The following is a 25,299-nucleotide window of genomic DNA, read 5'->3' as shown; positions in this document are numbered from 1 at the left end:
TGTCCGAAATAATTCGCGCGGCCGGCCCGTACGAAGGGGATGCAGAGGCAAGCTTTGCCGACTATGGTGCGCGCCCCATGAACCGTTAACCATCCCGTGCTAATGTAGGCTATTCACACCGGGTCAGGGTCATTCCGATGACGAACGATTTTCACAAGATTCGACGTTTGCCGCCCTACGTGTTCGAGCAGGTCAACCGGCTCAAGGCCGCCGCTCGCGCCGAGGGCGCCGACATCGTCGATCTCGGAATGGGCAACCCCGACCTGCCGACCCCCCAGTTCATCATCGACAAGCTCGTCGAGACCGTCGCGCGGCCGCGCACCAACCGCTACTCCGCCTCCAAGGGCATCGGCGGGCTGCGTCGCGCCCAGGCGAGCTACTATGCGCGCCGGTTCGGCGTCCGGCTCGATCCGGACACCCAGGTCGTCGCCACGCTCGGCTCGAAGGAAGGCTTCGCCAACATGGCGCAGGCGATCACCGCGCCGGGCGACGTGGTGCTGACGCCGAACCCGAGCTACCCGATCCATGCGTTCGGCTTCCTGATGGCCGGCGGCGTGATCCGCTCCGTGCCGGCGGAGCCGGGGCCGGAGTTCTTCCACGCGCTGGAGCGCGCGGTGATCCATTCGATTCCCAAGCCGATCGCGGTGATCCTCTGCTACCCGTCGAACCCGACGGCCTGCATCGCCTCGCTCGATTTCTACAAGGACGTGATCGCGTTCGCGCGGAAGCACGAGATCTTCGTGCTCTCCGATCTCGCCTACTCGGAGATCTATTTCGACACGCCGCCGCCGCCCTCGGTGCTGCAGGTGCCGGGCGCGATCGACGTGGCCGTCGAGTTCACCTCGATGTCCAAGACCTATTCGATGCCCGGCTGGCGCATGGGATTCGCGGTCGGCAACGAGCGGCTGATCAGCGCGCTGGCGCGGGTGAAGTCCTACCTCGACTACGGCGCGTTCACGCCGATCCAGGTGGCCGCCGCGGCGGCGCTCAACGGCGGCGACGAGCCGATCGAGGAAGTGCGCGCGATCTATCGCAAGCGCCGCGACGCCCTGGTCGACAGCTTCGGCCGGGCCGGCTGGGACATTCCGCCGCCGGCGGCGTCGATGTTCGCCTGGGCGCCGGTGCCGGAACCGTTCCGCGAGCTGGGCAGCCTCGGCTTCGCCAAGCTGCTGCTGGAGAAGGCCGACCTGGCCGTCGCGCCGGGCGTCGGATTCGGCGAAAACGGCGACGGCTACGTGCGCATCGCGCTCGTCGAGAACGAGCAGCGCATCCGCCAGGCGTCCCGGAACGTACGTCGCTTCCTTGAAACCGCTGGGGAAACGTTGCACAACGTCATCCCAATCGGCATGCACCGATAAGTTTCCCAGCACTCGGGCTTTCATGGAACCAGTTTTGAAAGTCGGCGTCGCCGGCCTCGGTACGGTCGGAACGTCGGTCCTGCGCCTGTTGGAACGACGCCGCGACGAGCTCAAGGCCGCGTGCGGGCGTTCCATCGAGGTCGTTGCTGTCTGCGCGCGCGACCGCACGAAGGACCGTGGCGTCGATCTGTCCAATGTCGTCTGGTACGACGATCCCGTCGCGCTCGCGCGCGACGAGGAGATCGACGTGTTCGTCGAGCTGATGGGCGGCGAGGACGATCCGGCCGACGCGTCGGTTCGCGCGGCGCTCAACGAGAAGCGCGCGGTGGTCACCGCCAACAAGGCGCTGCTTGCCCGCCACGGCACCGAACTCGCGCGGCTGGCCGAGGCGAACGCCGTCTCGCTGTCGTTCGAGGCCGCGGTCGCCGGCGGCATTCCGGTGGTGAAGACCATGCGCGAGGCGCTGCTCGCCAACCGCATCGACCGCGTCTACGGCATCCTCAACGGCACCTGCAATTATATCCTCACGCGCATGGAGCGCGACGGGCTCGACTTCGAGGCCTGCCTTCGCGAGGCGCAGCGGCTGGGTTATGCGGAGGCCGATCCGACCTTCGACATCGACGGCTTCGACGCAGCCCACAAGCTGGCGATCCTGACCAGCCTGGCGTTCGGCACCGAGATCGACGGCGAGGCGGTCTATGTCGAGGGCATCCGCAACATCGAGACGGCCGACCTGAAGGCCGCCGACGAGCTGGGCTTCCGCATCAAGCTCCTCGGCGTGGCGCTGCGTACCGACGACGGCATCGAGTGCCGCGTGCATCCGACGATGGTTCCGAAATCGTCGGCGATCGCCCGCATCGACGGCGTGCTGAACGCGGTCGCCATCGACGGCGACGCGCTGGGCGAGATCATCCTGGTCGGTCCCGGCGCCGGCGGCGACGCCACCGCGTCGGCGGTGATCGCCGATCTCGCCGACGTGGCGCGCGGCTACGTCGTGCCGGCGATGGGCCGCGCGGCGCACAAGCTCGAGCCGTATCCGCGCGCCCGCATGCGCCGCCATGCCGGCAGCTACTACATCCGCCTTTCCGTCGCCGACCGGCCGGGCGCCTTCGCGGCGATCGCCGGGCGGATGGCGGAGAAGGGCATTTCGCTGCAGTCCATCGTCCAGCGGCGTCAGCCGGCCGGCGAGAACGGACGCCAGGAAGACGGGGAGCCGCTGGTTCAGCCGGTTTTCCTGGTCACGCACCAGACGACCGAGGAAGACGTGCGGGAGGCCCTTGCGGCCATCGCCGACGACTCGGTAATTGCATCCGAGCCGCAGGTCATACGGATCGAGCGTCTAGACGACACCACGCCCTCGGCGCGACGGGAGAAAAACAATGGCTGCTGAGAAAACCGGTCTTCACCATGGCGAGGCCGTTCTCGACCGTGTTCTGACCCTTGAAGTCGTGCGCGTGACCGAACGTGCCGCCGTCGCCGCCGCCAAGCTGCGGGGCCACGGCGACGAGAAGGCCGCCGACCAGGCCGCCGTCGACGCGATGCGCCGCGAGCTCAACCACCTCGCCATCGACGGCACCGTCGTCATCGGCGAGGGCGAGCGCGACGAGGCGCCGATGCTCTACATCGGCGAAGAGGTCGGCACCAAGAACGGCCCGAAGGTCGACATCGCCCTCGATCCGCTCGAAGGCACCACCATCTGCGCCAAGAACCTGCCGAACTCGCTGGCCGTGCTGGCGCTGGCGGAGGGCGGCAGCCTGCTCAACGCGCCGGACGTCTACATGGAGAAGATCGCCGTCGGTCCGGGCTATCCGGAAGGCCTCGTCGATCTCGACATTCCGCCGGCGGAAATGATGGCGAAGGTCGCCAAGGCCAAGGGCTGCTCGGTCTACGAAGTGACCGCCTGCATCCTCGACCGCCCGCGCCACGCCAAGCTGATCGAGGAAGTGCGGGCCACCGGCGCCGCCATCCGCCTGATCGGCGACGGCGACATCGCCGGCGTGATCCACACGACGAACCCGGAAGATACGGGCATCGACATCTACATGGGCATCGGCGGCGCGCCGGAGGGCGTGCTGGCGGCGGCCGCGCTGCGCTGCATCGGCGGCCAGATGCAGGGCCGTCTCGTCACCAACAAGGACGAGCAGCGCGAGCGGGCCGCGCGGATGGGCGTGACGGACTTCAACAAGAAGTACTCGATGGAGGAGATGGCCTCCGGCGACGTCTACTTCTCCGCCACCGGCGTCACCGACGGCAACCTGCTGCAGGGCGTGCGCTTCGGCCGCAACACCATCACCACCCACACGGTGGTGATGCGCTCGTCCACCAAGACGGTCCGCTGGATCAAGGCCGAGCACGCCAACTTCGAGAAGTTCAAGCTCGATTGACCGAATCGGCCCGGTTTGCGATTCGAAGAGGATGGCAAACGGGACCGGACTGAACGAGGGAAGCGGCGTCGCCGGAGCGGTTGCGCCGCTTCTTGGCGTCCGCACCTCCGCGACCGGGCGGTTCTGGCAGGCCCGTCTCGATCCGCTGCAGGAAAACGAGGCGAGGGCGATCTCCCAGCGCCACGGCCTGCCGGAGATCATCGGCCGCGTGCTGGCGGGGCGGGGCGTCGACAGCGACGGCACCGAGGCCTTCCTCGACCCCAGCCTGAAGGCGCTGCTTCCCGATCCTTCGACGCTCACCGACTGCGAGGCTGCCGCCGAGCGCATCGCCGACGCGATCGCGCGGGGTGAGCGCGTCACCGTGTTCGCCGACTACGACGTGGACGGCGCGACCTCGGCGGCGCTCGTCGTGCGCGCGCTGCGGGCTTTCGGGACCGAAGCGGCGATCTACGTGCCGGACCGGGTCACCGAGGGCTACGGCCCGTCCGTCGATGCCATCCGGCGGATCGGCCAGACCACCGACCTGCTGATCGCCGTCGACTGCGGCAGCGCCGCCCACGAACCGCTGGAGGAGGCGCGCCGCGCCGGCATGGAGGTGGTGGTCATCGATCACCATCCGGTTGGCGAGACGCTGGCGCCGGCCCATGCGATCGTCAATCCGAACCGCCAGGACGATCTCTCCGGCCAGGGCATCCTGGCCGCCGTGGGGGTGACCTTCGTCGTGCTGGTCGCGCTCAACCGGGCGGTCCGGCGACGCGGCGGCGCGGCGGCGGCACGATGCCCGGACCTGCTCGGGCTGCTCGACCTGGTGGCGCTCGGAACCGTCTGCGACGTGGTCCCGCTGTCGGGCCTCAACCGCGCCTTCGTGGTGAAGGGGCTGAAGCTGATGCGCAGCCGGGTCAATCCCGGCCTGAAGGCGCTCTGCGACCACGCGCGGCTGTCGGCGCCGCCCTCGACCTATCATCTGGGCTTCGTCCTGGGCCCCCGCATCAACGCCGGCGGGCGCATCGGCGAGGCGGGCCTGGGCGCGCGCCTGCTGACCACCGACGACGCGGAGACCTCGGCCGGCATCGCCGCCGAACTCGACCGCCTCAACCGCGAGCGCCAGAGCCTCGAGACCACCGCCCTCAAGGAGGCGGAGGCGATGCTGCTGCCGCTGGAGATCGAGGGGAGGCTGCCGCCGGTGCTGGTCGTGGCCGCCCCCGGCTGGCACATCGGCGTCGTCGGGCTCGTTGCCTCGCGCCTCAAGGAACGCTACCGGCGCCCGGCCCTTGCCGTCGCCTTCGACGTCGACGGCAAGGGCGTCGGCTCGGCGCGCTCGGTGCCGGGCGTGGACCTCGGCGCGGCGATCCGCGCGGCGGTCGAGGAGGGGCTGCTGCTCAAGGGCGGCGGGCATGCCATGGCGGCGGGTTTCACCGTCGCCTCCGACCGTCTCGATGCGCTGACGGAGTTTCTCGGTGCCCGCCTGGCCGACGACGTGGTCGGCGCGCAGGCCCTCGATGGGCTGTCCATCGACGGCGTGCTGGTGCCGCGCGGCGCGAACGAGGGCCTGGTGGAGCTGCTGGAGCGGGCAGGCCCGTTCGGCGCGCGCCATCCCGAGCCGCTGTTCGCCTTCGCCAACCTGCTGGTCGACACGGTCAACGAGGTGGGCGACATCCATTACCGGGTCGGGCTGAAGGCCGAGGATGGCGCCAAGCTCGACGCCATGGCGTTTCGTGCACGGGGCACGGCGATCGGCGACCGGCTGCTTGCCGCGCGCGGCGGCCCGGTGCACGTGGCGGGCGGGCTGATGCTCGATACGTTCCGCGGCGTGCCGAAGGTGCGGCTCCGGCTCACCGACGTTTCAGCCTGAGGCGACGGGCGCGCTTTGGGCAATGCTGGGTTGCCGCGGGCGCTCTTGCGCCTGCGCGCCTGCGGGGGGATGCTTCGGCCCGACACGCGGCGCGACGGGCGGGCTGCACGAACGACGAATTCCGGCGACAACTGGCTCGGGGCGCATGGTCCGTCCGATCGGACGGCGGACCGCGGTCGGCAGGCCGAAGGTCCGCACGGGACCCGGCAAGGGAGAGGGATGGGATGAACGGACGGATCGGAAAGCTGGCGGCGGCGGCGCTGCTCGCGGCGGGCCTGGGGACGGGCACGGCGCTGGCGCAGGACACGATCAAGATCGGCGAGCTGAACAGCTACAAGGCGATCCCCGCCTTCCTGGAGCCCTACCAGAAGGGCATGGAGCTGGCGGTCGCCGAGGTCAACGCGGCCGGCGGCGTGCTCGGCAAGAAGCTCGAGGTCGTGACCCGCGACGACGGCGCCAATCCGGGCGACGCCGTCCGCGCGGCGGAGGAACTGACCACCCGCGAGGGCGTGCAGGTCCTGGCCGGCACCTTCCTGTCGAACATCGGGCTCGCCGTCTCCGAGTACGCCAAGCAGCGCAAGGTGTTCTTTCTCGCCTCCGAGCCGCTGACCGACAAGCTGACCTGGGAGAACGGCAACAAGTACACCTTCCGCCTCCGCCCCTCGACCTACATGCAGGTCGCCATGTTGATGGATGCGGTGGAGGACTCCGGCGCCAAGCGCTGGGCGCTGGTCTATCCGAACTACGAGTACGGCACGTCCGCCGCCGAGACGTTCAAGGCGCTGCTGAAGGAGCGGGTGCCCGACGCGGTCGTCGTCACCGAACAGGCGCCGCCGCTGCGCGGCATCGATGCCGGCGCGGTTGTCCAGGCGATCGCCGACAGCCAGCCGGAGGGCATCTTCAACGCGCTGTTCGCCGGCGATCTCTCCCAGTTCGTCCGCGAGGGCCAGACGCGCGGCCTGTTCGACGAGATGCCGGTCGTGAGCCTGCTCACCGGCGAGCCGGAATATCTCGACCCGCTCGGCGCCGACACGCCGACGGGATGGGTGGTCACCGGCTACCCGTGGTACGGCATAGCCACGCCCGAGCACGACGCGTTTCTCACCGCCTATAAGGACCGCTTCGACACCTATCCGCGCCTTGGCTCGGTGGTCGGCTACGCCACCATAAAGTCGATCGCCGCGGGAATCGAGAAGGCCGGGTCGACCGACACCGACGCGCTCGTCGCCGCGTTCGAAGGGCTTCAGGTGGTGACCCCGTTCGGCGAGATCACCTACCGGGCGAGCGACCACCAGTCGACCATGGGCGCCTATGTCGGCAATCTCGACCTCGTCGACGGAACCGGCCAGATGGTCGATTTCACCTACGTCGCGGGCGACGCGGTCCTGCCGAGCCCGGAAGAGGCGGCGGCCCGGCGGCCGGCCGACTAGACGTGCCGCGCCACCACACGGATAGCTGGGCCGACTGAACCAGAGCCATCAACGGGATCAAATGGTTACAGGCGGGTCTTCAGTGTCCGGCAGGGGCGGATGAGCCTCGAAGCGCTCCTGTTCCAGGGCCTGAACGGGCTTGCCCAGGCCTCGACCCTGTTCCTGGTCGCGGCCGGGCTGTCGCTCGTCTTCGGCGTCACCCGTATCGTCAATCTCGCCCACGGCTCGTTCTACATGCTCGGCCTCTACGGGGCCTGGACGCTCGCCACGACGGTGGGCGGGGCGGTCGGCTTCTGGGGCGGACTGGTCGTCGCCACCCTCGGGGTCGGGCTGCTCGGCGCGGCGATCGAGGTGAGCGTCCTGCGCCGCCTCTACCGGGCGCCCGAGCTCTTCCAGCTCCTGTCGACGTTCGCCGTGCTTCTGGTGCTCAACGACCTGGCGCTCTGGCTCTGGGGGCCGGAGGACCTGCTGGGCCCGCGCGCGCCGGGGCTCGGCGGTGCGGTTACCATCCTCGACCGGCGCTTTCCGAGCTACGACCTCTTCCTGATCTGCGTCGGGCCGGTGGTGCTGGCGATCCTGCACCTGGTGGTCGCCCGCAGCCGGTTCGGCCGGCTGATCCGGGCCGCGACCGAGGACCGCGAGATGGTCGGCGCCCTCGGGGTGAACCAGGCGCTGCTGTTCACCGCCGTGTTCGCGCTGGCCGCGGCGCTGGCCGGCCTCGGCGGCGCGCTGCAGCTGCCGCGGCAGCCGGCGACGCTCACCCTCGACCTCGACGTGATCGCCACCGCCTTCGTGGTGACGGTGGTCGGCGGCATGGGGTCGCTCCCGGGCGCCTTCCTGGCGGCGATCCTGATTGCCGAGATCAAGGCGCTCTGCATCGGCCTGGGGCAGGTGACGCTGTTCGGGCTGACGGTGAACGCCTCGAAGTTCACGCTGGTCGCCGAGTTCGTCTTCATGGCCGCGGTGCTGGTGGTCCGGCCCTACGGCCTGCTCGGCCGTCCGCCGGCGCAGGTGCGCGAAGGCGGCGAGCCGGAAGCGCCGCTGCGCCCGAGCGCGTGGCGGATGAAGGGGGCAGCGGCGATCGCCGTCGTGCTTCTGGCGGCGCTGCCGCTCGCGACCGCCGGCTCGCCCTACACGCTGGTCATCGCCACGGACATCCTGATCGCGGTGCTGTTCGCCGCCAGCCTGCATTTCATCATGGGGCCGGCGGGCCTGCATTCGTTCGGCCACGCGGCCTATTTCGGGCTCGGCGCCTATGCCTCCGCCATTGCCGTGACACGGCTCGGCCTGCCCATGGGCCCGGCAATGCTGCTGGCGCCCGTCGCGGGCGGGCTCGGGGCGGCGCTGTTCGGCTGGTTCTGCGTGCGGCTGTCGGGCGTCTACCTCGCCATGCTGACGCTCGCCTTCGCCCAGATCGTCTGGTCGATCCTCTACCAGTGGGAGGCCATCACCGGCGGCTCCAACGGCATCTTCGGCGCCTGGCCGCAGGCGCCGTTCGACAGCCGCGCCGGCTTCTACCTGCTGGCGCTGGCGGTAACGGTGGCGGGCGTGCTCGCGCTCCGCGTCCTCTTGTTCTCGCCGTTCGGCTACGCCATGCGGGCGGGTCGCGATTCGGCCCTCCGGGCGGAGGCGATCGGCATCGGCGTGTTCCGCGTCCACTGGCTGGCGTTCATCGTCGCCGGGGCGGCTGCCGGACTGGCGGGGGCGCTGTTCGCGTTCGCCAAGGGCTCGGTGTCGCCGGACATCGCCTCGATCGGCAAGTCCGTCGACGGTCTCGCCATGGTGCTCCTCGGCGGCGTCCAGTCGGCGATGGGGCCGATCGTCGGCGCCACGGTGTTCACCTGGCTCTCCGACACCGTTGCGCGCACCACCAGCTACTGGCGGGCGGCGCTGGGCGGGATCATCCTGTTGATCGTGCTGGTGCAGCCGGGCGGCATCATGGGTGGCGTCGGCGCGCTCGGCCGCCTGGTGCGGAGGGGTGCGCGATGACGGTCCTGGAGGTGCGCTCGCTGACCAGGCACTTCGGCGGCGTGGCTGCCGTCGACGATGTGGATTTCCGCGTCGGGCGCGGCGAGGTTGTCGCGATGATCGGCCCGAACGGTGCCGGCAAGTCGACCTGCTTCAACCTCATCAACGGCCAGCTCGCGCCGGACCGGGGCGACGTCCTCTACGAGGGCGCCTCGGTGGTCGGCCTCGGGCCGCGCCGGCTGTTCCGGATGGGGATTTCCCGCACCTTCCAGATCGCCGCCGTGTTCCCGACCATGACCGTGGTGGAGAACGTCCAGATGGCGCTGCTGTCGGCGCGCGGCGAGATCTTCCGCTTCCTGCGCGGCGTGCCGGGGAGGGAGCGCGCGCCGGCGCTGGCGCTCCTGGACCGGGTGGGGCTGGCCGAACTCGCCGACGAGGCCGCCCGCAGCCTGGCCTACGGCGACGTGAAGCGGCTGGAACTCGCCGTGGCGCTCGCCAACCGGCCCCTGCTGCTGCTGATGGACGAGCCGACCGCCGGGATGGCGCCGAAGGAGCGCGCCGACCTGGTGGCGCTGACGCGCCGGATCGTCGACGAGGAGGGCGCCTCGGTGCTGTTCACCGAACATTCGATGGACGTGGTGTTCGCCTTCGCCGACCGGATCCTGGTGCTGGCCGGTGGCCGCCTCATTGCCGATGGCCCGCCCGACGCCGTACGCGCCGATCCGCTGGTGCAGGCGCACTATCTCGGCACGGCGGCCGACGAAGACGCGGGGGCGCCGTCATGACCGGTGCGGGGGGCACCGAGCCGGTGCTGTCCGTCGGGGGCCTGTCGGCCTGGTACGGCGCGGCGCGGATCCTGTTCGACGTGGACCTCCAGGTGGGGCGCGGCGAGGTCGTCGCGGTGATGGGGCGCAACGGCGCCGGCAAGTCGACCACGCTGAAGGCGATCATGGGGCTCGCGGAGCGGGCGGCGGGGGATGTCCGCTTCTTCGGATCGCCAATCCTGGGGCAGTCGGCGTACCGGATCGCGCGATTGGGCATCGGCTACGTGCCGGAGGACCGGCGCATCTTCACCGGCCTGACGCTGGAGGAGAACCTCGACATCGGCCGGCATCCGCCGCGCGCCTGGCCGGACGGCACGCCCGCCCCGAGCTGGACGCCGGAGCGGCTGTTCGACCTGTTTCCCAATTTGGGCCGCATGCCGGGCCGTCCCGGCGGCCAGATGTCGGGCGGCGAGCAGCAGATGCTGTCGGTCGCGCGCACCCTGATGGGCAACCCGCTGCTCTTGCTGCTGGACGAACCGTCGGAAGGCGTCGCGCCGATGATCGTGCGCGAAATGGCCCGCACGGTCCGGGACATGAAGGCGCAGGGGCTGTCGATCCTGCTGTCGGAGCAGAACCTGGCGTTCGCCTCGGAGGTCGCCGACCGGGTCTACGTGCTGGAAAAGGGCAGCGTCCAGGTCACCGGCACCATGGCCGAGCTTGCCGCCGACGCCGACGCGCAGGCGCGTTATCTGGGCGTCTGAGCCGCCGCGGCGCCGTCAGCCAAGGCCGCGCAGGATCGCCCGGAGGCGCGACGGCGTGACGGGAAGCCGGGTCACCGCGCCGGGCATGCCGATGGCGTCGTCGATGGCGGCGGCGATGGCCGCCCCGGCACCGCCGGTCCCCAGCTCGCCGACGCCCTTGATGCCGAGCGGCGTCAGCGGCGAGGGCGCGTCGTCGGTGATCAGGAACTCGATGTCGGGGATCCGGTCGGCTGTGGGCAGCGCGTAGTCGGTGAGGGTGACCGACAGCGGTTCGCCGGTGGCGGAAAACAGGAACTCCTCCGACAGCGCGCCGCCGATCCCCTGGGCCGCTCCGCCACCGAGCTGCCCCTCGATGAGCTTCGGGTTCACCGGATTGCCGACGTCGGCCGCCACCAGGTAGCGCTCGACGGTGACGGCGCCGGTCGCTTCTTCCACCCGGACCACCGCGACGTGCAGCGCGTAGGGGAACGTCGGTCCGTCGAGGGAGACCCACGCCTCGGCGGAGAGGCCGGCGCTGTCGGTGGAGTGGGGCACGTCGAGCATCGGCGCGCGGTCCGGGCGGAGCGCGCGGGCGACGGCGCCGAGCGGCAGGCCGGGCGCGCCGGCGTGCTCGATGGAGCGGACCTCGCCATCCTCCAGCATCAGCCGGTCGGCCGAGACGCCGATCATCGCGGCGGCGGCGGCCAGCACCTTCTCGCGCACCTTTTCGGCCGCCTGCTGCGCCGCCGTGCCGGTCATCACGGTGGCGCGCGATCCGTGCGCGCCCTGTCCGAAGCCGATGGCGTCGGTGCGCCCGTGCACGACGCGGACGTTGGTGTAGGGGATCGCCAGGATGTCGGAGACGATCTGCGCCACCGCCGTCTCGACGCCCTGGCCGAGGTCGGCGGCGCCGGTGATCACCTCGACGGCGCCGGTCTCGTCGACGGTGATCCGTGCCCCGTCGCCGCTGCCGCCGCCGGCCCGGTCGACGCAGAACGCCATGCCCAGCCCGACCCGCTCGCCCTTGGCGCGGCGGTTGGCGATGCGCTTGCGCAGGCGGGCGAGGCCGATCGTCTCGGCGGTGCGCTGGAGAAGCTTCGGATAGTCGCCGGAATCGTAGACGACCGGCTGCCCGGCGATGGAGACGCCGCGCGCCGCGGGCATCTCCTGCCGCGTCAGCAGGTTGCGCTGGCGCACCTCGGCCGGATCGAGGCCGAGCCGGTCGGCGACCGCGTCCACCAGCCGCTCGCGTACGAAGGCGCTCTCGTAGCGCCCGCCCGCCCGGTAGGTGCCGACCGGGGTCTTGTGGGTCAGCCGCACGTCGCCCAGCGCGCGGAAGGCATCGAGCCGGTAGGGCCCCGGCAGCATGGCGGCGGTCAGCTGCGCCGTCAGGAGGCCGTCGGGGCGCAGATAGGCGCCCTGGTCGAGCATGAAGGTGACGTCCATTGCGACCAGCCGGCCGTCGTCCTGGGCGGCGATGCGGGCGATGTGGCGCTGGCCGCGCGCGTGGGCGGCGGCGATCATGTGCTCGCTGCGGTCCTCGATCCAGGCGACGGGCCGGCCGAGGCGCAGCGCCGCCAGGCAGACCAAGACGTCCTCCGGACCGATTTCGCCGCGCACGCCGAAACCGCCGCCGACGTGGCTCTCGATCAGCGCCACGCGGGACGCCGGGCGGCCGATCTGGGCGGCCAGCATGTCGCGGTCGATGTGGGGGAAGCGGGCGGCGCCGAACACGTCGAGCATGTCGCGGGCGCCGTCCCAGCGGGCGACGAGGCCGCGCGGCTCCAGCGGGACCGCCGAATGGCGGCCGATCTCCAGCTCCAGCTCGACCACCAGGTCGGCGGCGGCGAAGGCGCCGTCCACGTCGCCGAACCGCTGCTCGACCACGGCGGCGGTGGCGCGGTCGCTGCTGCCGCCGAAGGTGCTGGTGGCCGGATCGACCGAGGCGTCGAGCAGGTCGGCGCGGAAATCGACCCGGTCGGCGGCGTCCTCGGCGGTCGCCGCGTCCTCGGCGAACACCACGGCGACCGGCTCGCCGACATAGCGCACCACGTCGCTCGCCAGGATCGGCTGGCGGTACGGGGCGAGCGCGTCGCTGCCGTCGCGGCGGTAGCCGATGGGCGGCAGGTCGCCGAGATCGGCCCAGCTCCACGCCGCCACGACGCCCGGCAGCGCGAGCGCCTCCGACACGTCGACGCTGGTGATGCGGGCGTGCGGGAAGGGCGACCGCACCACCCGCATCGACAGCTGGTCGCCCATGTCGATGGCGCCGACGAACCAGCCGCGGCCGGCGACCAGCGGGCTTGCTTCGAGGCGGGGGAGGGAGCGTCCGAGGTGCCGCATCAGGTCGACCGCCGGCCGGTCTTGGCCGCCTTGCGCACGGCGCGGCGGATGGGGCCGTAGCCGGTGCAGCGGCAGAGGTTGGCCGACAGCACCGCGTCGATGGCCTCGTCCTCGATGAACGGGTCGTTTTCCAGCGCGGCGGTGGCGAGCATCAGGAAGCCCGGCGTGCAGTAGCCGCACTGCACGGCGTCCTCGTCGATGAAGGCCTGCTGCAGCGCGCTGAGCTTGCCGTCCTTCGCAAGACCTTCGACGGTGCGCACCTCGGCGCCGTCGAGCTGGGCGGCGAACATCAGGCACGCCCGCACCGGTTCGCCGTCGATGATGACGGTGCAGGTGCCGCAGACGCCCTGGTCGCAGCCGACGGTGGTGCCGGTGAGGCGCAGATCGAGGCGCAGCATGTCCGCCACCGTGCGGCGGGGCTCGACCGTCACGGCGGTGTCGGAGCCGTTGAGGCGGAAGCGGACGGTCCGGGGCGCGGTCATCGGGTCGACCCCTGCAGCGCGCGCAGCACCATCTCGCCCACCAGTTCCCGGCGATGAAGGGCGTCGACGATCGGATCGTCGATGGGCTCCACCACCTCCGCCGCCAGCGCCGCGGCCTGCTCGAACCGCACCTTGCTCGGGGCCGCGCCCTCGAGCGCCGCCTCGACCTCGGAGAGCCGGCGCGGGACCCCCTCGACGCCGCCGACGGCCACGCGGACGCGGGTCATCCGGCCGCCCTTGAGCTCGTGCAGGGTCAGCGCGAGCACGGTGGCGAAATCGCCGGTGCGGCGGCTGAATTCGGCGAAGCCCCAGCGCGCGGTCGCGGGCAGGGCGGGGATGGTCACCGCCGTCAGCATCTCGTCCTCGCGCGCGGCGGTCATCTGCATGCTCTGGAAGAACTCCGCGGCCGGCACCGAGCGCGGGCCGTCGGCGGTGCTCTCCAGCGTCAGGTTCGCTTCCAGCGCCAGCACAGCCAGGCACCACTCCGAGGCGGGGTCGCCGAACGCGACGCTGCCGCAGAAGGTGCCGCGGCTGCGCACCGGCCAGGTGCCGATGTGCTCGGCCAGATGCGCGAGCAGCTCGCTCAGCGGCGTGCGCGAGGTTGAGCGGCGCAGGTCCTCGTGGCGGACCAGCGGACCGATCTCCAGCCGGTTCTCCTCCTCGGAGAGCCGCGGCGCGTCGGCAAGGCGGTTGATGTCGACGATGACGCCCGGCTGGGCGAGGCGGAACGCCATGGCTGGCACCAGGCTCTGGCCGCCGGCGAGAATGCGCGCGTCGCCGCCAGCCTGCGAGAGTAACCCGAGCGCCTCGTCGATCGTCCTGGGAGCGTGGTAGTCGAAGGCAGCCGGCTTCAATTGCAACCGTATCCGGTCAGAGGCGGTCATCGCTCACCGGGACCGTGCGAATCGCACGGCCGCGGCGCGCCTCCGATTGTGGCGCTGCGGGCCGGCATGGCAATGCGCAAACCGCCCGGGCGCCTTTGGCCGCGTCTATCGATTGCCGCCAGGGGGGCCACCGCATCCGGTGGACCGCGCCGCGATCAGGACTGGGCGGGCATCTTCAGGAGGGCGGAGGCTTCCACGACCAGCGGGTCGAGCTCCGCAGCGCCGCCGTTCACGTGGTCGAGGAGGCCGCGCCGCATCCGCGGATCCCAGAATTTCTGGATGTGATCGGCGATCCCCGCCACCGCCTCGTCGTGGCCATAGGCGGAGAAATAGTCGGCCATCTGGTTGGCCATGCGGATGAGTTCCGCCGAATCCATCATGTGCCCTTTCGTCTTGCCGGTGGCTGGTGCGGTGGATCCAGGGTCAGTCGATCAGCACGACGGCGCCGTCGGGACCCGCCGCCGCGAGCTTGATGCCCGCCTGGCGGGCGCAGTCGAGGGCGAGCGTCGTCGGTGCCGACACCGATGCCACCAGCGGCGCGCCGGCGACCGCCGCCTTCAGCACCATCTCGAAGCTGGCCCGGCTCGACAGCACGATGAAGCCGTCGACGGGCAGTCCGCCGGAACGCGCGAGCGACCCGATCAGCTTGTCGAGCGCGTTGTGGCGGCCGACGTCCTCGCGCGCCGCGCGGATCGTGCCGTCGGGGGCCGCCAGCGCCGCGGCGTGCACCGAGTGGTTCACGCGGTTGAGCGGCTGGTGTCCAGAAAGCTGTGCAAAAGCCGTGGCGATCGCCTCGGGCGCCACCGGCGGCCGGGCCGGGACGGGCTTCGGCGCCCGCACCGCGTCGCCGAGCGCGGTCACGCCGCACACGCCGCAGCCGGAGCGGCCTGCGAGGCCGCGCCCGCGCTCGATGCCGCCGGCAAGGGCCGCCTCGGCGATCGTCAGGTTCGCGACGAGCCCGTCCGCCTCCTGGGACAGATCCACGGTCTCGATCGCGCCGGCGGCGTCGACGATGGCCTCGGTGAGCGCGAAGCCGACCGCGAAGTCCTGAAGGTCCGACGGGGTCACCATCATCACCGCGTGCGGTGCGCCGTTGATCCGGATCTCCAGCGGGATCTCCTCGGCGAGCGCCCACACGCCTTCGGTGGGCGCCGCGTCAGGATGCCAGACGCGGGTCCGCACCCGCGGCGCGGGCGCCGATCCGCCGGGAATGGCGGCGAGGGGACGCGCCGGGTCCGCCATGATCACTCCGCCGCTTCGATCACGGTGCGTTCCGACCGCTGGCGGTCGTACTCGAGCTGCCAGTCGGACGGCTGGTTGGAGAGCGTCACCTGCACCGCCGTGACCTTGTATTCCGGGCAGTTGGTGGCCCAGTCGGAGTTCTCCGTGGTGACCACGTTGGCGCCGCTCACCGGGTGATGGAAGGTCGTGTAGACAACGCCCTGCGGCATCCGCTCGGTGATCCGCGCCCGCAGCGTCGTCGCGCCCTTGCGCGAGGCGAGGGATATCATCCCGCCGTCCTCGATGCCGCGCACGTCGGCGTCGTGCGGATGGATCTCCAGCACGTCCTCCGGATGCCAGACCGAGTTCTCCGTGCGGCGCGTCTGGGCGCCGACATTGTACTGGGACAGGATGCGCCCGGTGGTCAGGATCAGCGGGAAGAAGCGGTTGGTCCGCTCGTCGGTCGGCACGAACTTCGTCAATGAGAACTGTCCCTTGCCGCGCGAGAACCCGCCCACGTGCATGGTCGGTGTGCCGTCGGGGGCGGCGTCGTTGCAGGGCCACTGCAGCGAGCCCAGGCGGTCGAGCTTGTCGAACGAGACGCCCGCGAACGTCGGCGTCATGGCGGCGATCTCGTCCATGATCTCGGCGCCGGAGGTGTAGCTCATGGGATAGCCCATGGCGTCGGCGAGCCGGCAGATGACCTCCCATTCCTGCAGGCCGGTCTTCGAGGCCATCACCGGGCGCACGCGGTTGATGCGGCGTTCGGCGTTGGTGAAGGTGCCGTCCTTCTCCAGGAACGAGGTGCCGGGCAGGAACACGTGGGCGTAGGAGGCGGTCTCGTTCAGGAACAGGTCCTGCACGACGACGCATTCCATCGCCTCCAGGCCGGCGGTCACGTGCTGGGTGTCGGGATCCGACTGGGCGATGTCCTCGCCCTGGACGAGCAGCCCCATGAAGGTGCCGTCGACGGCGGCGGACAGCATGTTGGGGATGCGCAGGCCCGGCTCGTCGTCGAGCGGCACGCCCCAGCGCTCCTCGAAGAGCTGGCGCACGGCGGTCTCGCCCACGTGCCGGTAGCCCGGGAACTCGTGCGGGAACGAGCCCATGTCGCACGAGCCCTGGACGTTGTTCTGGCCGCGCAGCGGGTTCACGCCGACGCCCTCGCGCCCGAGATTGCCCGTCGCCATGGCGAGGTTGGCCATGGCCATGACCATGGTCGAGCCCTGGCTGTGCTCGGTGACGCCGAGGCCGTAGTAGATCGCGCCGTTGCCGCCGGTGGCGAACAGCCGGGCGGCGGCCCGGATCTCGTCGGCGGGCACGCCGGTCTTCTCGGCCATCGCTTCCGGGCTGTTCTCGGGCTGGGAGATGAAATCCTCCCAGCGGGCGAACGACACCGGATCGCAGCGCTCCTCGACGAAGGCGCGGTCGACCAGCCCCTCGGTCACGATCACGTGGCCGAGCGCGTTCATGATGGCGACGTTGGTGCCCGGCTGCAGCTGCAGATGGTGGGCCGCCTTGATGTGGGGCGAGCGGACCAGATCGATCCGGCGCGGATCGACGACGATCAGCTTCGCACCCTCGCGCAGCCGCTTCTTCATGCGCGAGGCGAACACCGGGTGCCCGTCGGTCGGGTTCGCGCCGATGAGGAGGACGACGTCGGTCTTCTCCACCGACTTGAAGTCCTGGGTGCCGGCGGAGGTGCCGAACGCCGTCTTCAGGCCGTAGCCGGTCGGCGAGTGGCAGACCCGGGCGCAGGTGTCGACGTTGTTGTTGTGGAAGGCCGCGCGCACCAGCTTCTGGACGACGTAGACTTCCTCGTTGGTGCAGCGCGACGAGGTGACGGCGCCGATGGAGCCGCGGCCGTACTTCGCCTGGATCGCCTTGAAGCGGTCGGTGGCGAATCCGATCGCCTCGTCCCACGACACCGGACGCCACGGATCCTGGATCGTGTCGCGGATCATCGGCGTGGTGATGCGGTCCTTGTGGGTGGCGTAGCCGAAGGCGAAGCGGCCCTTCACGCAGGAGTGGCCCTCGTTGGCGCCGCCGTCCTTGTAGGGGACCATGCGGACCACTTCCTCGCCCTTCAGCTCCGCCTTGAACGAGCAGCCGACGCCGCAGTAGGCGCAGGTGGTCAGCACGGTGCGGTTCGGCACGCCGTGGTCGACGACCGACTTCTCCTGCAGCGTCGCCGTCGGGCAGGCCTGCACGCAGGCGCCGCACGACACGCACTCGGAGGACAGGAAGTCGTCGAAGCCGGCGCCGGCCGACACCTTGGAGTCGAAGCCGCGTCCCTCGATGGTCAGCGCGAAGGTGCCCTGGACCTCCTCGCAGGCGCGCACGCAGCGCGAGCAGACGATGCACTTGGACGGGTCGAACTGGAAATAGGGGTTGGAGACGTCCTTCGGCTGGTCGAGATGGTTCTCGCCGGCGTAGCCGTAGCGGACCTCGCGCAGGCCGACGTCGCCCGCCATGTCCTGCAGCTCGCAGTCGCCGTTGGCCGAGCAGGTGAGGCAGTCGAGCGGGTGGTCGGAGATGTAGAGCTCCATCACGCCCTTGCGCAGCGCCTCCAGGCGCGGCGTCTGGGTCTTCACCACCATGCCCTCGGCGACCGGGGTCGTGCACGAGGCAGGGGTGCCGCGGCGGCCCTCGATCTCCACCAGGCACAGGCGGCAGGAGCCGAACGGCTCGACACTGTCGCTGGCGCAGAGCTTGGGGATCGACAGGCCGGCCTCGATGGCGGCGCGCATCACCGAGGTGCCCTCGGGCACGGTGATCTCGTGGCTGTCGACCCGGAGCGTCACCGTCGCCGGCGCCGTCTTCTCCGGGGTGCCGTAGTTCAGTTCCTTCAGGAGTGTCATCGGGTCCTCCCGTTTCCTGTGTCCGCCGGCGTCATTCGGCTGCGGCCTGCGCGGCGGCCCGGTCGAAGTCCTCCGGGAAATACTTGAGCGCGCTCATCACCGGCATCGGCGTCAGTCCGCCCATGGCGCAGAGCGAGGCGTCGGTCATCAGCGTGCACAGGTCCTCGACGATGGCGACGTTGGCGGCGACGTTCTGGCCGGCCATGATCTTCTCCATCGTCTCGCGGCCGCGCACCGCGCCGACGCGGCAGGGCGTGCACTTGCCGCACGATTCGATCGCGCAGAACTCGAAGGCGAAGCGCGCCTGGGCGGCCATGTCGACGGTCTCGTCGAACACGACGAGGCCGCCGTGGCCGACCATGAAGCCGGCCTGCGCGAACGCCTCGTAATCCATCGGCAGGTCCATCCGGTCGGCCGGCACGTAGGCGCCCAGCGGGCCGCCGACCTGCACCGCGCGCACCGGACGTCCGGTCAGCGTGCCGCCGCCGAAGTCCTCGACGAGCTCGCGCAGCGTCACGCCGAAGGCGAGCTCGACCAGGCCGCCGCGGGCGATGTTGCCGGCGAGCTGGAACGGCATGGTGCCGCGCGACTTGCCGACGCCGAACGCCTCGTAGCGCTCGGCGCCGTCGGCGAGGATGGAGGGGACGGCGGCGAAGGTCAGCACGTTGTTGACGACGGTCGGCTGGCCGAACAGGCCCTCGATCGCCGGGATCGGCGGCTTGGCACGGACGATGCCGCGCTTGCCCTCGAGGCTGTCGAGCATCGCCGACTCCTCGCCGCAGATGTAGGCGCCGGCGCCGACGCGCACGTGCAGGTGGAACCGCCGGCCGGAGCCGAGGATGTCGTCGCCGAGCGCACCGTCCTCAAGGCAGGCCGCGATGGCGGTGCGCATGGCGGCGATGGCGTCGGGATATTCCGAGCGGATGTAGACGTAGCCCGTGTCGGCGCCGACGGCGATGCCGGCGATCGTCATGCCCTCGATGAGCAGGAACGGATCGCCCTCCATCAGGATGCGGTCGGCGAAGGTGCCGGAATCGCCTTCGTCGGCGTTGCAGCAGATGTATTTCTGCGCCGCCTCGGTGCCGGCCACGGTGCGCCACTTGATGCCGGTCGGGAAGCCTGCGCCGCCGCGCCCGCGCAGGCCGGAGGCCAGCACCGCCTCGACGATGTCGTCGGAGGAGCGCGCCAGCGCCGCCTCAAGGCCCCTGAAGCCGCCGTGGGCGCGGTAGTCGGCGACGTCGGCCGGATCGATGACGCCGCAGCGCGCGAACGTCACGCGCTCCTGGCGGGCGAAATAGGGCAGCTGCTCGACGGGCCCGAGATGGAGCGGGTGGCCGGCTGCGTCGGGAAAGCCGGCGTCGAACAGCGCCGCCACGTCCTCGGGCGCGACGGGTCCGTAGGCGACGGATCCCGCCGCGGTCCGCACCTCCACCAGCGGCTCCATGAACAGGAGCCCGCGCGTGCCGGTCCGCTTGACGGTCAGCGGGATGCCACGGGCGCGGGCCTCTTCCGCGATGCGCGCGGCGACCGCGTCGGCGCCGACCGAGCGGGCCGCGGCGTCCTTGGGAACGGTGACGACGAGATCGGTCATGGCCTCACTCCGCCGCCTGGGTGGCCGCCGCATCGGCGCGGGCCCCCGCGATGATCCGGTCGACGCGGTCGCGGGTGAGGCGGGCGAGCAGCGTGTTGTCGGCGAGCGCCGCCGGACCCAGCGCGCAGTTGCCCAGGCAGTAGACCGGCTCGACCGTCAGCGCGCCGTCGGCGGTGGTGCCGCCCGGCTCGATGCCGAGCGTCGCGCAGACGTGGTCGAACAGCGCCTCCGCGCCGACGGACTGGCAGGCCTCGGCGCGGCACATCTTCAGCACGTGCCGCCCGGGCGGGGTGGTGTGGAAGTCGTGGTAGAAGCTGATCACCCCGTGCACCTCGGCGCGCGACAGGTTGAGCGCGGCGGCAAGCACGGTGGCGGCCTGGGGCGGCACGTGGCCGAAGTGGGCCTGCACGGCATGCAGGATTTCGATCAGCGCATCCGGACGGTTGCCGTGCGCCTCGCAGAGAACCGCAAGTTCCGTGGAAGTCTCGTCGGTTGGAATACTGGCTTCGACCCTGCCTCCGACAGGGTTACGCCCGTTCGCCGAGCCCAACATGCATTTCCTCCGACCCGCATTCTGGTGGGGCGCTCGTTTTCGCATGGCCAATTGGCAATGCGCACCGCTCCATCCTACCCTCCAAAGTCCCCGATTGTCTGGAAAAGTTCCAATCGATTGTGCGGATCGGATCATAGGGGGTGCCTATCGACGGGCGCCCGCCGCGCGCCGCGCCCGAGGCCTCCGGCGTGGACCGGTCCGGCGTTGCGGGTGAGGCCGCCGGTCAAATATGGATCGGCGCGCCGTTTCGTGCACTATCCCCTTCAAACCGCCTTGGAGAATCGACCCGTCGATGCCTGCTGATCTCGGATATGCGCTTGCTCAGGCAACCGTTTACTACGGGATCATGCTGGCGATGTTCCACTACCGGAAATGGCTCGGTATTGGGACTTTCTTCTGCGCGTTGTGCGCGCTGACCTTCGCCGAAAACTACCTGGCGATCACGGTCTTCGTCGGTCTCGGGCCGATCGTCTACACGCCCGGCTCGGTCATCCTCTTCACCGGCAAGCTTCTGCTGCTGCTGCTCGTCTATATTCGCGAGGACGCGCAGGTGGTGCGTCAGCCGATCTACGGTCTGCTGATCGGCAACTTCGTCATCATCCTGGTGGTGCTACTGGTCAGCCATCAGACGCGGATCGGAACCTCGGCGGCCGGCTTCGCGATCGACATGGTGGCGGAATCGACCTGGCTGTCGGTCTGGGGCACCGTGCTGCTGTTCATCGACTGCGTGGCGCTCGTGCTCCTTTACGAGCGGCTGTGCCGGGTCGCGTGGCTCAGCCTGTTCGCGCGCCTGTGGATCAGCGCGATCGTCGTCCTCGCCTTCGATCAGCTGGCGTTCTTCAGCGCGCTGCACATGTTCTTCGGCGTGCCCTATTCGGCCGGGGCGGGCGGGTTCTTCGGCAAGGTGATCGCGTCGGGCCTCTACAGCTTCGTCCTGTGGGCCTACCTGCGCTATCTGGAAGGCCACCTCGACAAGGCTGATCACCAGAGCCGGCTGAGGGACGTGTTCAGCGTCCTGACCTACCGGCAGCGGTTCGAGGAGATGCGCGAGACGGCGCGCCTCGATCCGCTGACCGGCGCGGAGAACCGCCGGTCGCTGTTCGAGAACGGGATGGCGCTGATCGACAGGTCGGTGGCCCGTGGCGATCCGGTCAGCCTCTTCATGATCGACATCGACAGCTTCAAGAAGATCAACGACGTCCACGGCCATTCGGCCGGCGACCGGGTGCTGAACCAGTTCGTTTCGCTGATGCACCAGACGATCCGCGACACCGATCCGATCTATCGGTACGGCGGCGACGAATTCGTCGTCATCGCGCCGGGGGCGGACCGGCTGCCGGCCGACCGGCTCGCCCAGGCGATCCGCGAGGCGGCCGCCGGCCTCCAGGTCGGTGACGTCGACGGAGAGTTCTCCGTCAGCATCGGCGTCGCCACGAGCCCCGGCGACGGCGCCACCCTCGGCGATCTCATCGAGACGGCCGACCGCTCGATGTACGCGACCCGCCACGGCCGGCCGTCGCACGGGTAGGGCGGCGGTCGCCACCGCGCCGATCGCACCTTCCGGACCCGCAAAAAATCTGCACCCTAGAAATGTGCCTTTCTGTCGCGCCAATCCTTGGTTGATAGACGGTGGCGATGACGAGATAGAAATTTTCTATTTTGCGGACCGCTAAGCTCGGCGTTCGATAGCGCTCATCGCTGTCGCACAAGAATTGCCCCCCATTCTCGTGACGAGCAACACCTCAAAGACTGAACACGCGGCGTTCCGTGCGGCCAGCGGAGGACAGAAGAAAGAATAAGGCTCGTGCACGCGGCCTCTCGGCTGGCCGTCGCGCGATCGGGAGGATGTATTTACATGGCCATACCGCGATTTCTCTTGAAAGAGGCGATCGTTGCGCCGGAAGGCTTCAGCCGCTGGTGGGTGCCGCCGGCATCGATCGCCATCCACCTGTGCATCGGCTCGGTCTACGCCTGGAGCATCTTCAATCCGGCGCTGATCCGCGAGTTCGGCGTCGTCGCCCCGGCGCCCGCCGACTGGTCGCTCAGTTCCGTCGTGTGGATCTTCTCGGTCGCCATCGTCTTCCTCGGCCTGTGCGCGGCGCTCGCCGGCAAGTGGCTGGAGGAGGTCGGCCCGCGCTGCGTGGGCGTCACCGCCGCCTTCTGCTGGGGCGGTGGTTTCGTCGTCGGATCGCTGGGCATCGTCACCCACCAGCTGTGGCTCGTCTATCTCGGCTACGGCGTGATCGGCGGCTGCGGCCTCGGCCTCGGCTACGTCTCGCCGGTCTCCACGCTGATCCGCTGGTTCCCGGACCGGCGCGGCATGGCGACGGGCATGGCCATCATGGGCTTCGGCGGCGGCGCGATGATCGGCGCACCGCTGATCGACTGGCTCCTCCACCTCTACTACGTCGCGCCGACCTACCTCGGCCCGATTGCCGACGTCGACCTGACCACCCAGGGCGGCGCCCAGTTCGCGACCGTCGCCGGCAGCCTCAGGGAGGTCGTCGTCGTCACCGCGGCGGAGGTGCCGCGCATGATCGTGCCCGGTCCGGAGGGCGTCTACGTCGTCGGCACCGGCAACACCGGCGCGGCGATGACGTTCCTGACCCTCGGCATCGGCTACTTCGTGGTGATGATGATCGCGTCCTTCATCTACCGCGTGCCCCGCGCCGGCTGGAAGCCGGTCGGCTGGACGCCGCCGAGCGAGGCGGAAAGCGGCCGGCGGATGATCACCTCCGGCAACGTCCACATCGACCAGGCGCTGAAGACCCCGCAGTTCTGGCTGCTGTGGATCATGCTGTGCTTCAACGTGACCGCCGGCATCGGCGTGATCGGCGTCGCCAAGACGATGATGACGGAGATCTTCGGGACGACGCTGCCCGGCCTCGTCGACGGGGCCTTCGCCGCGACCTACGTGCTGATGATCTCGGTGTTCAACATGGTGGGCCGCTTCTTCTGGGCCAGCACGTCCGACTTCATCGGGCGCAAGAACACCTATCACTGCTTCTTCGTGCTCGGGACGATCCTCTATCTGTCGATCCCGTTCACGGCGCAGGCGGTGAGCGCCAGCCCGGCGGTCATCTGGCTGGTGGTCTTCTACGCGGCCACGATGATCATCTTCACCATGTACGGCGGCGGCTTCGCCACCATCCCGGCCTATCTGGCGGACGTGTTCGGCACCATGTTCGTCGGCGGCATCCACGGGCGGCTGCTCACCGCCTGGAGCACCGCCGGCGTGCTGGGGCCGTTCGCGATCACCTATCTGCGGCAGATGTCGATCGGCAACGCCATCGACGACCTGGCGTCGAAGGTCGATCCACAGGCGTTCCAGCAGAAGTTCGGCGCCGGCCTCGACCAGCTCGACCAGCTCGTCGCGGCGAAGACGGTGACCGTCGGGCGGCTGATGGAGATCGCGCCGGCGGGCACCATCGATCCGACGCCCAGCCTCTACAACACGACCATGTACTGCATGGCCGCGCTGCTGGTGATCGCGTTCTTCGCCAACCTGTTCCTGAAGCCGGTGAAGCCGCACCACTTCATGGAGACGGAGCCGGAACGCGAGAAGGAACGCTACCAGGCCGACGCCGCGATCGTCGGGCGGCAGGCGCCGGCCGAATAGGCGCCCGCCCACTCGCCTGACCCGCCACCAAGACGGCGCCCGCGACCCTCGCGGGCGCCGTTTCGCGTCGGGGCGGTCTCTTCTCGTCAGAGCGTCATCTGATGGAGGCCTCGGCCGAAGCGGTGGCGATCGCCGGGCTGGGGCGTCGGGCGATCAGGCCGTGCGCGAGCGGCCGGGAACGGCCAGCGCGCCGACGAAGTCCGCCTTGCTGAACTCGTCGGCCCGGAGCGCCGCCCGGTAGACGGCATCGACCAGTGGCGAGAGCGGGTCGCGGTCCGGCACCACCAGCCCGACCGCGTGGTCGACGTGGGGCTTCTCCAGGGCGATCGCGGTGATGCCGTCGAGATGGCCGAACGCCTCCAGCGACAGTTCCGGCAGGACGGCGGCGAGCTGGCCGTCGCGGACGTGCGTCACCATGGCGATGATGGAATTCGTCTCGATCCTGGCGGTGGGGCTCACGCCTGCCTCCACGAAGGCGGCGTTGACGATGCGCCGGTTCTGCATGTCGGGTGTCAGCAGCGCCAGCGGGTAGGCGGCCGCCTCCGCCCAAGTGACCACCTTGCGTCCGGCGAGCGGATGATCGAGCGGCGTGATCAGGCGGAACCGCTCCCGGTAGAGCGTCGCCATGCGCACCTGGGCGATCGGCTCGTTGTCGAGATAGGTGATGCCGGCGTCGAGCTGGAAATTGTCGAGGCCCTGGCGGATCTCCTCCGACGACATCGACAGGATGGTGAAGGCGATGCCGGGGAATTCCTCGCCGATCTGACGGGTCAGGAGCACGACACGGGGCAGGGCGGACGGGATCACCCCGATGGTGACCTGGCCGCTCAGGTGGCCCTTCATCCGGCCGAGGTCCTGCTGCATCGCCTCCCAGTCCTCGAGGATCGAGGTGGCGCGCTTGACGATCTGTTCGCCTTCCGGCGTCAGGCCGTGGAACCGGTGTCCGCGCTTGACGATGGGAATGCCGAACTCTTCCTCGAGCTGGCGGATGCGGCCGGAGAGCGTGGGCTGGGTGATCCCGCAGATCGCGGCCGCGCGGGTGAAGTGCTTTTCGCGCGCCAGCACCACCAGATAGTTCAGTTGCCGAATGTCCACGGCCAGTCCTTCTTCCGTTCCTCCCAGACGGCCGCTGCCGGTCTGAACCAGCGCCGGGTTACGGCTTGTGTGCCCGATTGTCGAACCGTCTTGTGGCAGGATCGCGGAAACGCCCGGCGGGGTCTACCCGTGCGTTCAGTTTCGACGGGGACAC

The 25,299-nt window shown here is 70.1% G+C and carries 19 protein-coding genes; 10 read left to right on the top strand and 9 right to left on the bottom strand.

The annotated features are described in order from the left end of the window. The first annotated feature begins 137 nt into the window (after window positions 1-137). From AB7M35_RS03250 to AB7M35_RS03215, 8 genes are all read left to right on the top strand, one after another. Complete coding sequence (locus AB7M35_RS03250; RefSeq protein ID WP_453957220.1) at window positions 138-1,358, top strand: LL-diaminopimelate aminotransferase; 1,221 nt, start codon at window positions 138-140, stop codon at window positions 1,356-1,358. A gap of 22 nt (window positions 1,359-1,380) precedes the next feature. Continuing rightward, complete coding sequence (locus AB7M35_RS03245; protein ID WP_453957219.1) at window positions 1,381-2,748, top strand: homoserine dehydrogenase; 1,368 nt, start codon at window positions 1,381-1,383, stop codon at window positions 2,746-2,748. Further along, complete coding sequence (gene glpX / locus AB7M35_RS03240) at window positions 2,738-3,742, top strand: class II fructose-bisphosphatase (RefSeq protein WP_453957217.1); 1,005 nt, start codon at window positions 2,738-2,740, stop codon at window positions 3,740-3,742. The genes AB7M35_RS03245 and glpX overlap by 11 nt, the downstream gene beginning before the upstream one ends. 31 nt (window positions 3,743-3,773) lie before the next feature. Next, on the top strand, window positions 3,774-5,594 hold the full coding sequence (recJ, locus tag AB7M35_RS03235; RefSeq protein ID WP_453957214.1) for a single-stranded-DNA-specific exonuclease RecJ: 1,821 nt from the start codon (window positions 3,774-3,776) through the stop codon (window positions 5,592-5,594). Between the two features lie 224 nt (window positions 5,595-5,818). Continuing rightward, window positions 5,819-7,024 (top strand): ABC transporter substrate-binding protein, encoded by a 1,206-nt coding sequence (locus AB7M35_RS03230; protein ID WP_453957211.1) that lies wholly within the window; start codon window positions 5,819-5,821, stop codon window positions 7,022-7,024. A 99-nt stretch (window positions 7,025-7,123) separates the two neighbouring features. Further along, window positions 7,124-9,013, top strand: a complete 1,890-nt coding sequence (locus AB7M35_RS03225) for an ABC transporter permease (protein WP_453957209.1) — start codon at window positions 7,124-7,126, stop codon at window positions 9,011-9,013. Next, the gene (locus AB7M35_RS03220; RefSeq protein ID WP_453957207.1) at window positions 9,010-9,777 is read left to right on the top strand and encodes an ABC transporter ATP-binding protein; all 768 of its coding nucleotides are present in this window, start codon (window positions 9,010-9,012) and stop codon (window positions 9,775-9,777) included. Before AB7M35_RS03225 ends, AB7M35_RS03220 begins: the two co-directional genes overlap by 4 nt. Further along, window positions 9,774-10,517, top strand: coding sequence for an ABC transporter ATP-binding protein (locus AB7M35_RS03215; RefSeq protein WP_453957205.1), 744 nt, complete (start codon window positions 9,774-9,776; stop codon window positions 10,515-10,517). The genes AB7M35_RS03220 and AB7M35_RS03215 overlap by 4 nt, the downstream gene beginning before the upstream one ends. 15 nt (window positions 10,518-10,532) lie before the next feature. On the opposite strand, the gene AB7M35_RS03210 is transcribed toward AB7M35_RS03215, so the two are convergent. The 8 genes from AB7M35_RS03210 to AB7M35_RS03175 all read right to left on the bottom strand — a co-directional run bounded on the left by AB7M35_RS03210 (window position 10,533) and on the right by AB7M35_RS03175 (window position 20,431). After that, window positions 10,533-12,839 carry a xanthine dehydrogenase family protein molybdopterin-binding subunit gene (locus tag AB7M35_RS03210; RefSeq protein ID WP_453957203.1) on the bottom strand — a complete coding sequence of 769 codons (2,307 nt, stop codon included), beginning with the start codon at window positions 12,837-12,839 and terminating at the stop codon, window positions 10,533-10,535. After that, a complete protein-coding gene (locus tag AB7M35_RS03205) occupies window positions 12,839-13,321 on the bottom strand; it encodes a (2Fe-2S)-binding protein (RefSeq protein WP_453957201.1) in 483 nt (160 codons plus the stop codon). The genes AB7M35_RS03210 and AB7M35_RS03205 overlap by 1 nt, the downstream gene beginning before the upstream one ends. Beyond that, window positions 13,318-14,175, bottom strand: a complete 858-nt coding sequence (locus AB7M35_RS03200) for an FAD binding domain-containing protein (protein WP_453957200.1) — start codon at window positions 14,173-14,175, stop codon at window positions 13,318-13,320. The genes AB7M35_RS03205 and AB7M35_RS03200 overlap by 4 nt, the downstream gene beginning before the upstream one ends. A gap of 185 nt (window positions 14,176-14,360) precedes the next feature. Further along, window positions 14,361-14,585, bottom strand: a complete 225-nt coding sequence (locus AB7M35_RS03195; RefSeq protein ID WP_453957199.1) for a formate dehydrogenase subunit delta — start codon at window positions 14,583-14,585, stop codon at window positions 14,361-14,363. Window positions 14,586-14,628: 43 nt separating this feature from the next. Further along, entirely contained in the window at window positions 14,629-15,447 is an 819-nt protein-coding gene (gene fdhD, locus AB7M35_RS03190) for a formate dehydrogenase accessory sulfurtransferase FdhD (RefSeq protein ID WP_453957197.1), read from the bottom strand. Between the two features lie 2 nt (window positions 15,448-15,449). Continuing rightward, window positions 15,450-18,287, bottom strand: a complete 2,838-nt coding sequence (gene fdhF / locus AB7M35_RS03185; RefSeq protein ID WP_453957194.1) for a formate dehydrogenase subunit alpha — start codon at window positions 18,285-18,287, stop codon at window positions 15,450-15,452. Between the two features lie 31 nt (window positions 18,288-18,318). Then, entirely contained in the window at window positions 18,319-19,878 is a 1,560-nt protein-coding gene (locus AB7M35_RS03180) for a formate dehydrogenase beta subunit (RefSeq protein ID WP_453957191.1), read from the bottom strand. A 4-nt stretch (window positions 19,879-19,882) separates the two neighbouring features. Then, window positions 19,883-20,431 carry a formate dehydrogenase subunit gamma gene (locus tag AB7M35_RS03175; protein ID WP_453957190.1) on the bottom strand — a complete coding sequence of 183 codons (549 nt, stop codon included), beginning with the start codon at window positions 20,429-20,431 and terminating at the stop codon, window positions 19,883-19,885. A 292-nt stretch (window positions 20,432-20,723) separates the two neighbouring features. Between AB7M35_RS03175 and AB7M35_RS03170 the strand changes: the two genes are divergently transcribed. Together AB7M35_RS03170 and AB7M35_RS03165 are read left to right on the top strand one after the other, a co-directional pair. After that, the gene (locus AB7M35_RS03170) at window positions 20,724-21,959 is read left to right on the top strand and encodes a GGDEF domain-containing protein (protein WP_453957189.1); all 1,236 of its coding nucleotides are present in this window, start codon (window positions 20,724-20,726) and stop codon (window positions 21,957-21,959) included. A gap of 327 nt (window positions 21,960-22,286) precedes the next feature. Next, complete coding sequence (locus AB7M35_RS03165) at window positions 22,287-24,050, top strand: OFA family MFS transporter (protein WP_453957187.1); 1,764 nt, start codon at window positions 22,287-22,289, stop codon at window positions 24,048-24,050. Window positions 24,051-24,203: 153 nt separating this feature from the next. Here the strand turns inward: AB7M35_RS03165 and AB7M35_RS03160 are convergent, their stop codons facing one another. Beyond that, window positions 24,204-25,145 (bottom strand): LysR family transcriptional regulator, encoded by a 942-nt coding sequence (locus AB7M35_RS03160; RefSeq protein ID WP_453957185.1) that lies wholly within the window; start codon window positions 25,143-25,145, stop codon window positions 24,204-24,206. Window positions 25,146-25,299: the final 154 nt, after the last annotated feature.

This window comes from Amorphus suaedae (assembly GCF_053629675.1).
Note: the sequence above shows the minus strand (reverse complement) of the source record. Positions and strands in the feature narration are given on the sequence as shown.

Bases quoted from the DNA above. Each gene is read 5' to 3' on its own strand.
- AB7M35_RS03250 (WP_453957220.1), top strand. From the start codon at position 138: ATGACGAACGATTTTCACAAGATTCGACGTTTGCCGCCCTACGTGTTC.
- AB7M35_RS03245 (WP_453957219.1), top strand. From the start codon at position 1,381: ATGGAACCAGTTTTGAAAGTCGGCGTCGCCGGCCTCGGTACGGTCGGA.
- glpX (WP_453957217.1), top strand. From the start codon at position 2,738: ATGGCTGCTGAGAAAACCGGTCTTCACCATGGCGAGGCCGTTCTCGAC.
- recJ (WP_453957214.1), top strand. From the start codon at position 3,774: ATGGCAAACGGGACCGGACTGAACGAGGGAAGCGGCGTCGCCGGAGCG.
- AB7M35_RS03230 (WP_453957211.1), top strand. From the start codon at position 5,819: ATGAACGGACGGATCGGAAAGCTGGCGGCGGCGGCGCTGCTCGCGGCG.
- AB7M35_RS03225 (WP_453957209.1), top strand. From the start codon at position 7,124: ATGAGCCTCGAAGCGCTCCTGTTCCAGGGCCTGAACGGGCTTGCCCAG.
- AB7M35_RS03220 (WP_453957207.1), top strand. From the start codon at position 9,010: ATGACGGTCCTGGAGGTGCGCTCGCTGACCAGGCACTTCGGCGGCGTG.
- AB7M35_RS03215 (WP_453957205.1), top strand. From the start codon at position 9,774: ATGACCGGTGCGGGGGGCACCGAGCCGGTGCTGTCCGTCGGGGGCCTG.
- AB7M35_RS03210 (WP_453957203.1), bottom strand. From the start codon at position 12,839: ATGCGGCACCTCGGACGCTCCCTCCCCCGCCTCGAAGCAAGCCCGCTG.
- AB7M35_RS03205 (WP_453957201.1), bottom strand. From the start codon at position 13,321: ATGACCGCGCCCCGGACCGTCCGCTTCCGCCTCAACGGCTCCGACACC.
- AB7M35_RS03195 (WP_453957199.1), bottom strand. From the start codon at position 14,585: ATGATGGATTCGGCGGAACTCATCCGCATGGCCAACCAGATGGCCGAC.
- fdhD (WP_453957197.1), bottom strand. From the start codon at position 15,447: ATGGCGGACCCGGCGCGTCCCCTCGCCGCCATTCCCGGCGGATCGGCG.
- fdhF (WP_453957194.1), bottom strand. From the start codon at position 18,287: ATGACACTCCTGAAGGAACTGAACTACGGCACCCCGGAGAAGACGGCG.
- AB7M35_RS03180 (WP_453957191.1), bottom strand. From the start codon at position 19,878: ATGACCGATCTCGTCGTCACCGTTCCCAAGGACGCCGCGGCCCGCTCG.
- AB7M35_RS03175 (WP_453957190.1), bottom strand. From the start codon at position 20,431: ATGTTGGGCTCGGCGAACGGGCGTAACCCTGTCGGAGGCAGGGTCGAA.
- AB7M35_RS03170 (WP_453957189.1), top strand. From the start codon at position 20,724: ATGCCTGCTGATCTCGGATATGCGCTTGCTCAGGCAACCGTTTACTAC.
- AB7M35_RS03165 (WP_453957187.1), top strand. From the start codon at position 22,287: ATGGCCATACCGCGATTTCTCTTGAAAGAGGCGATCGTTGCGCCGGAA.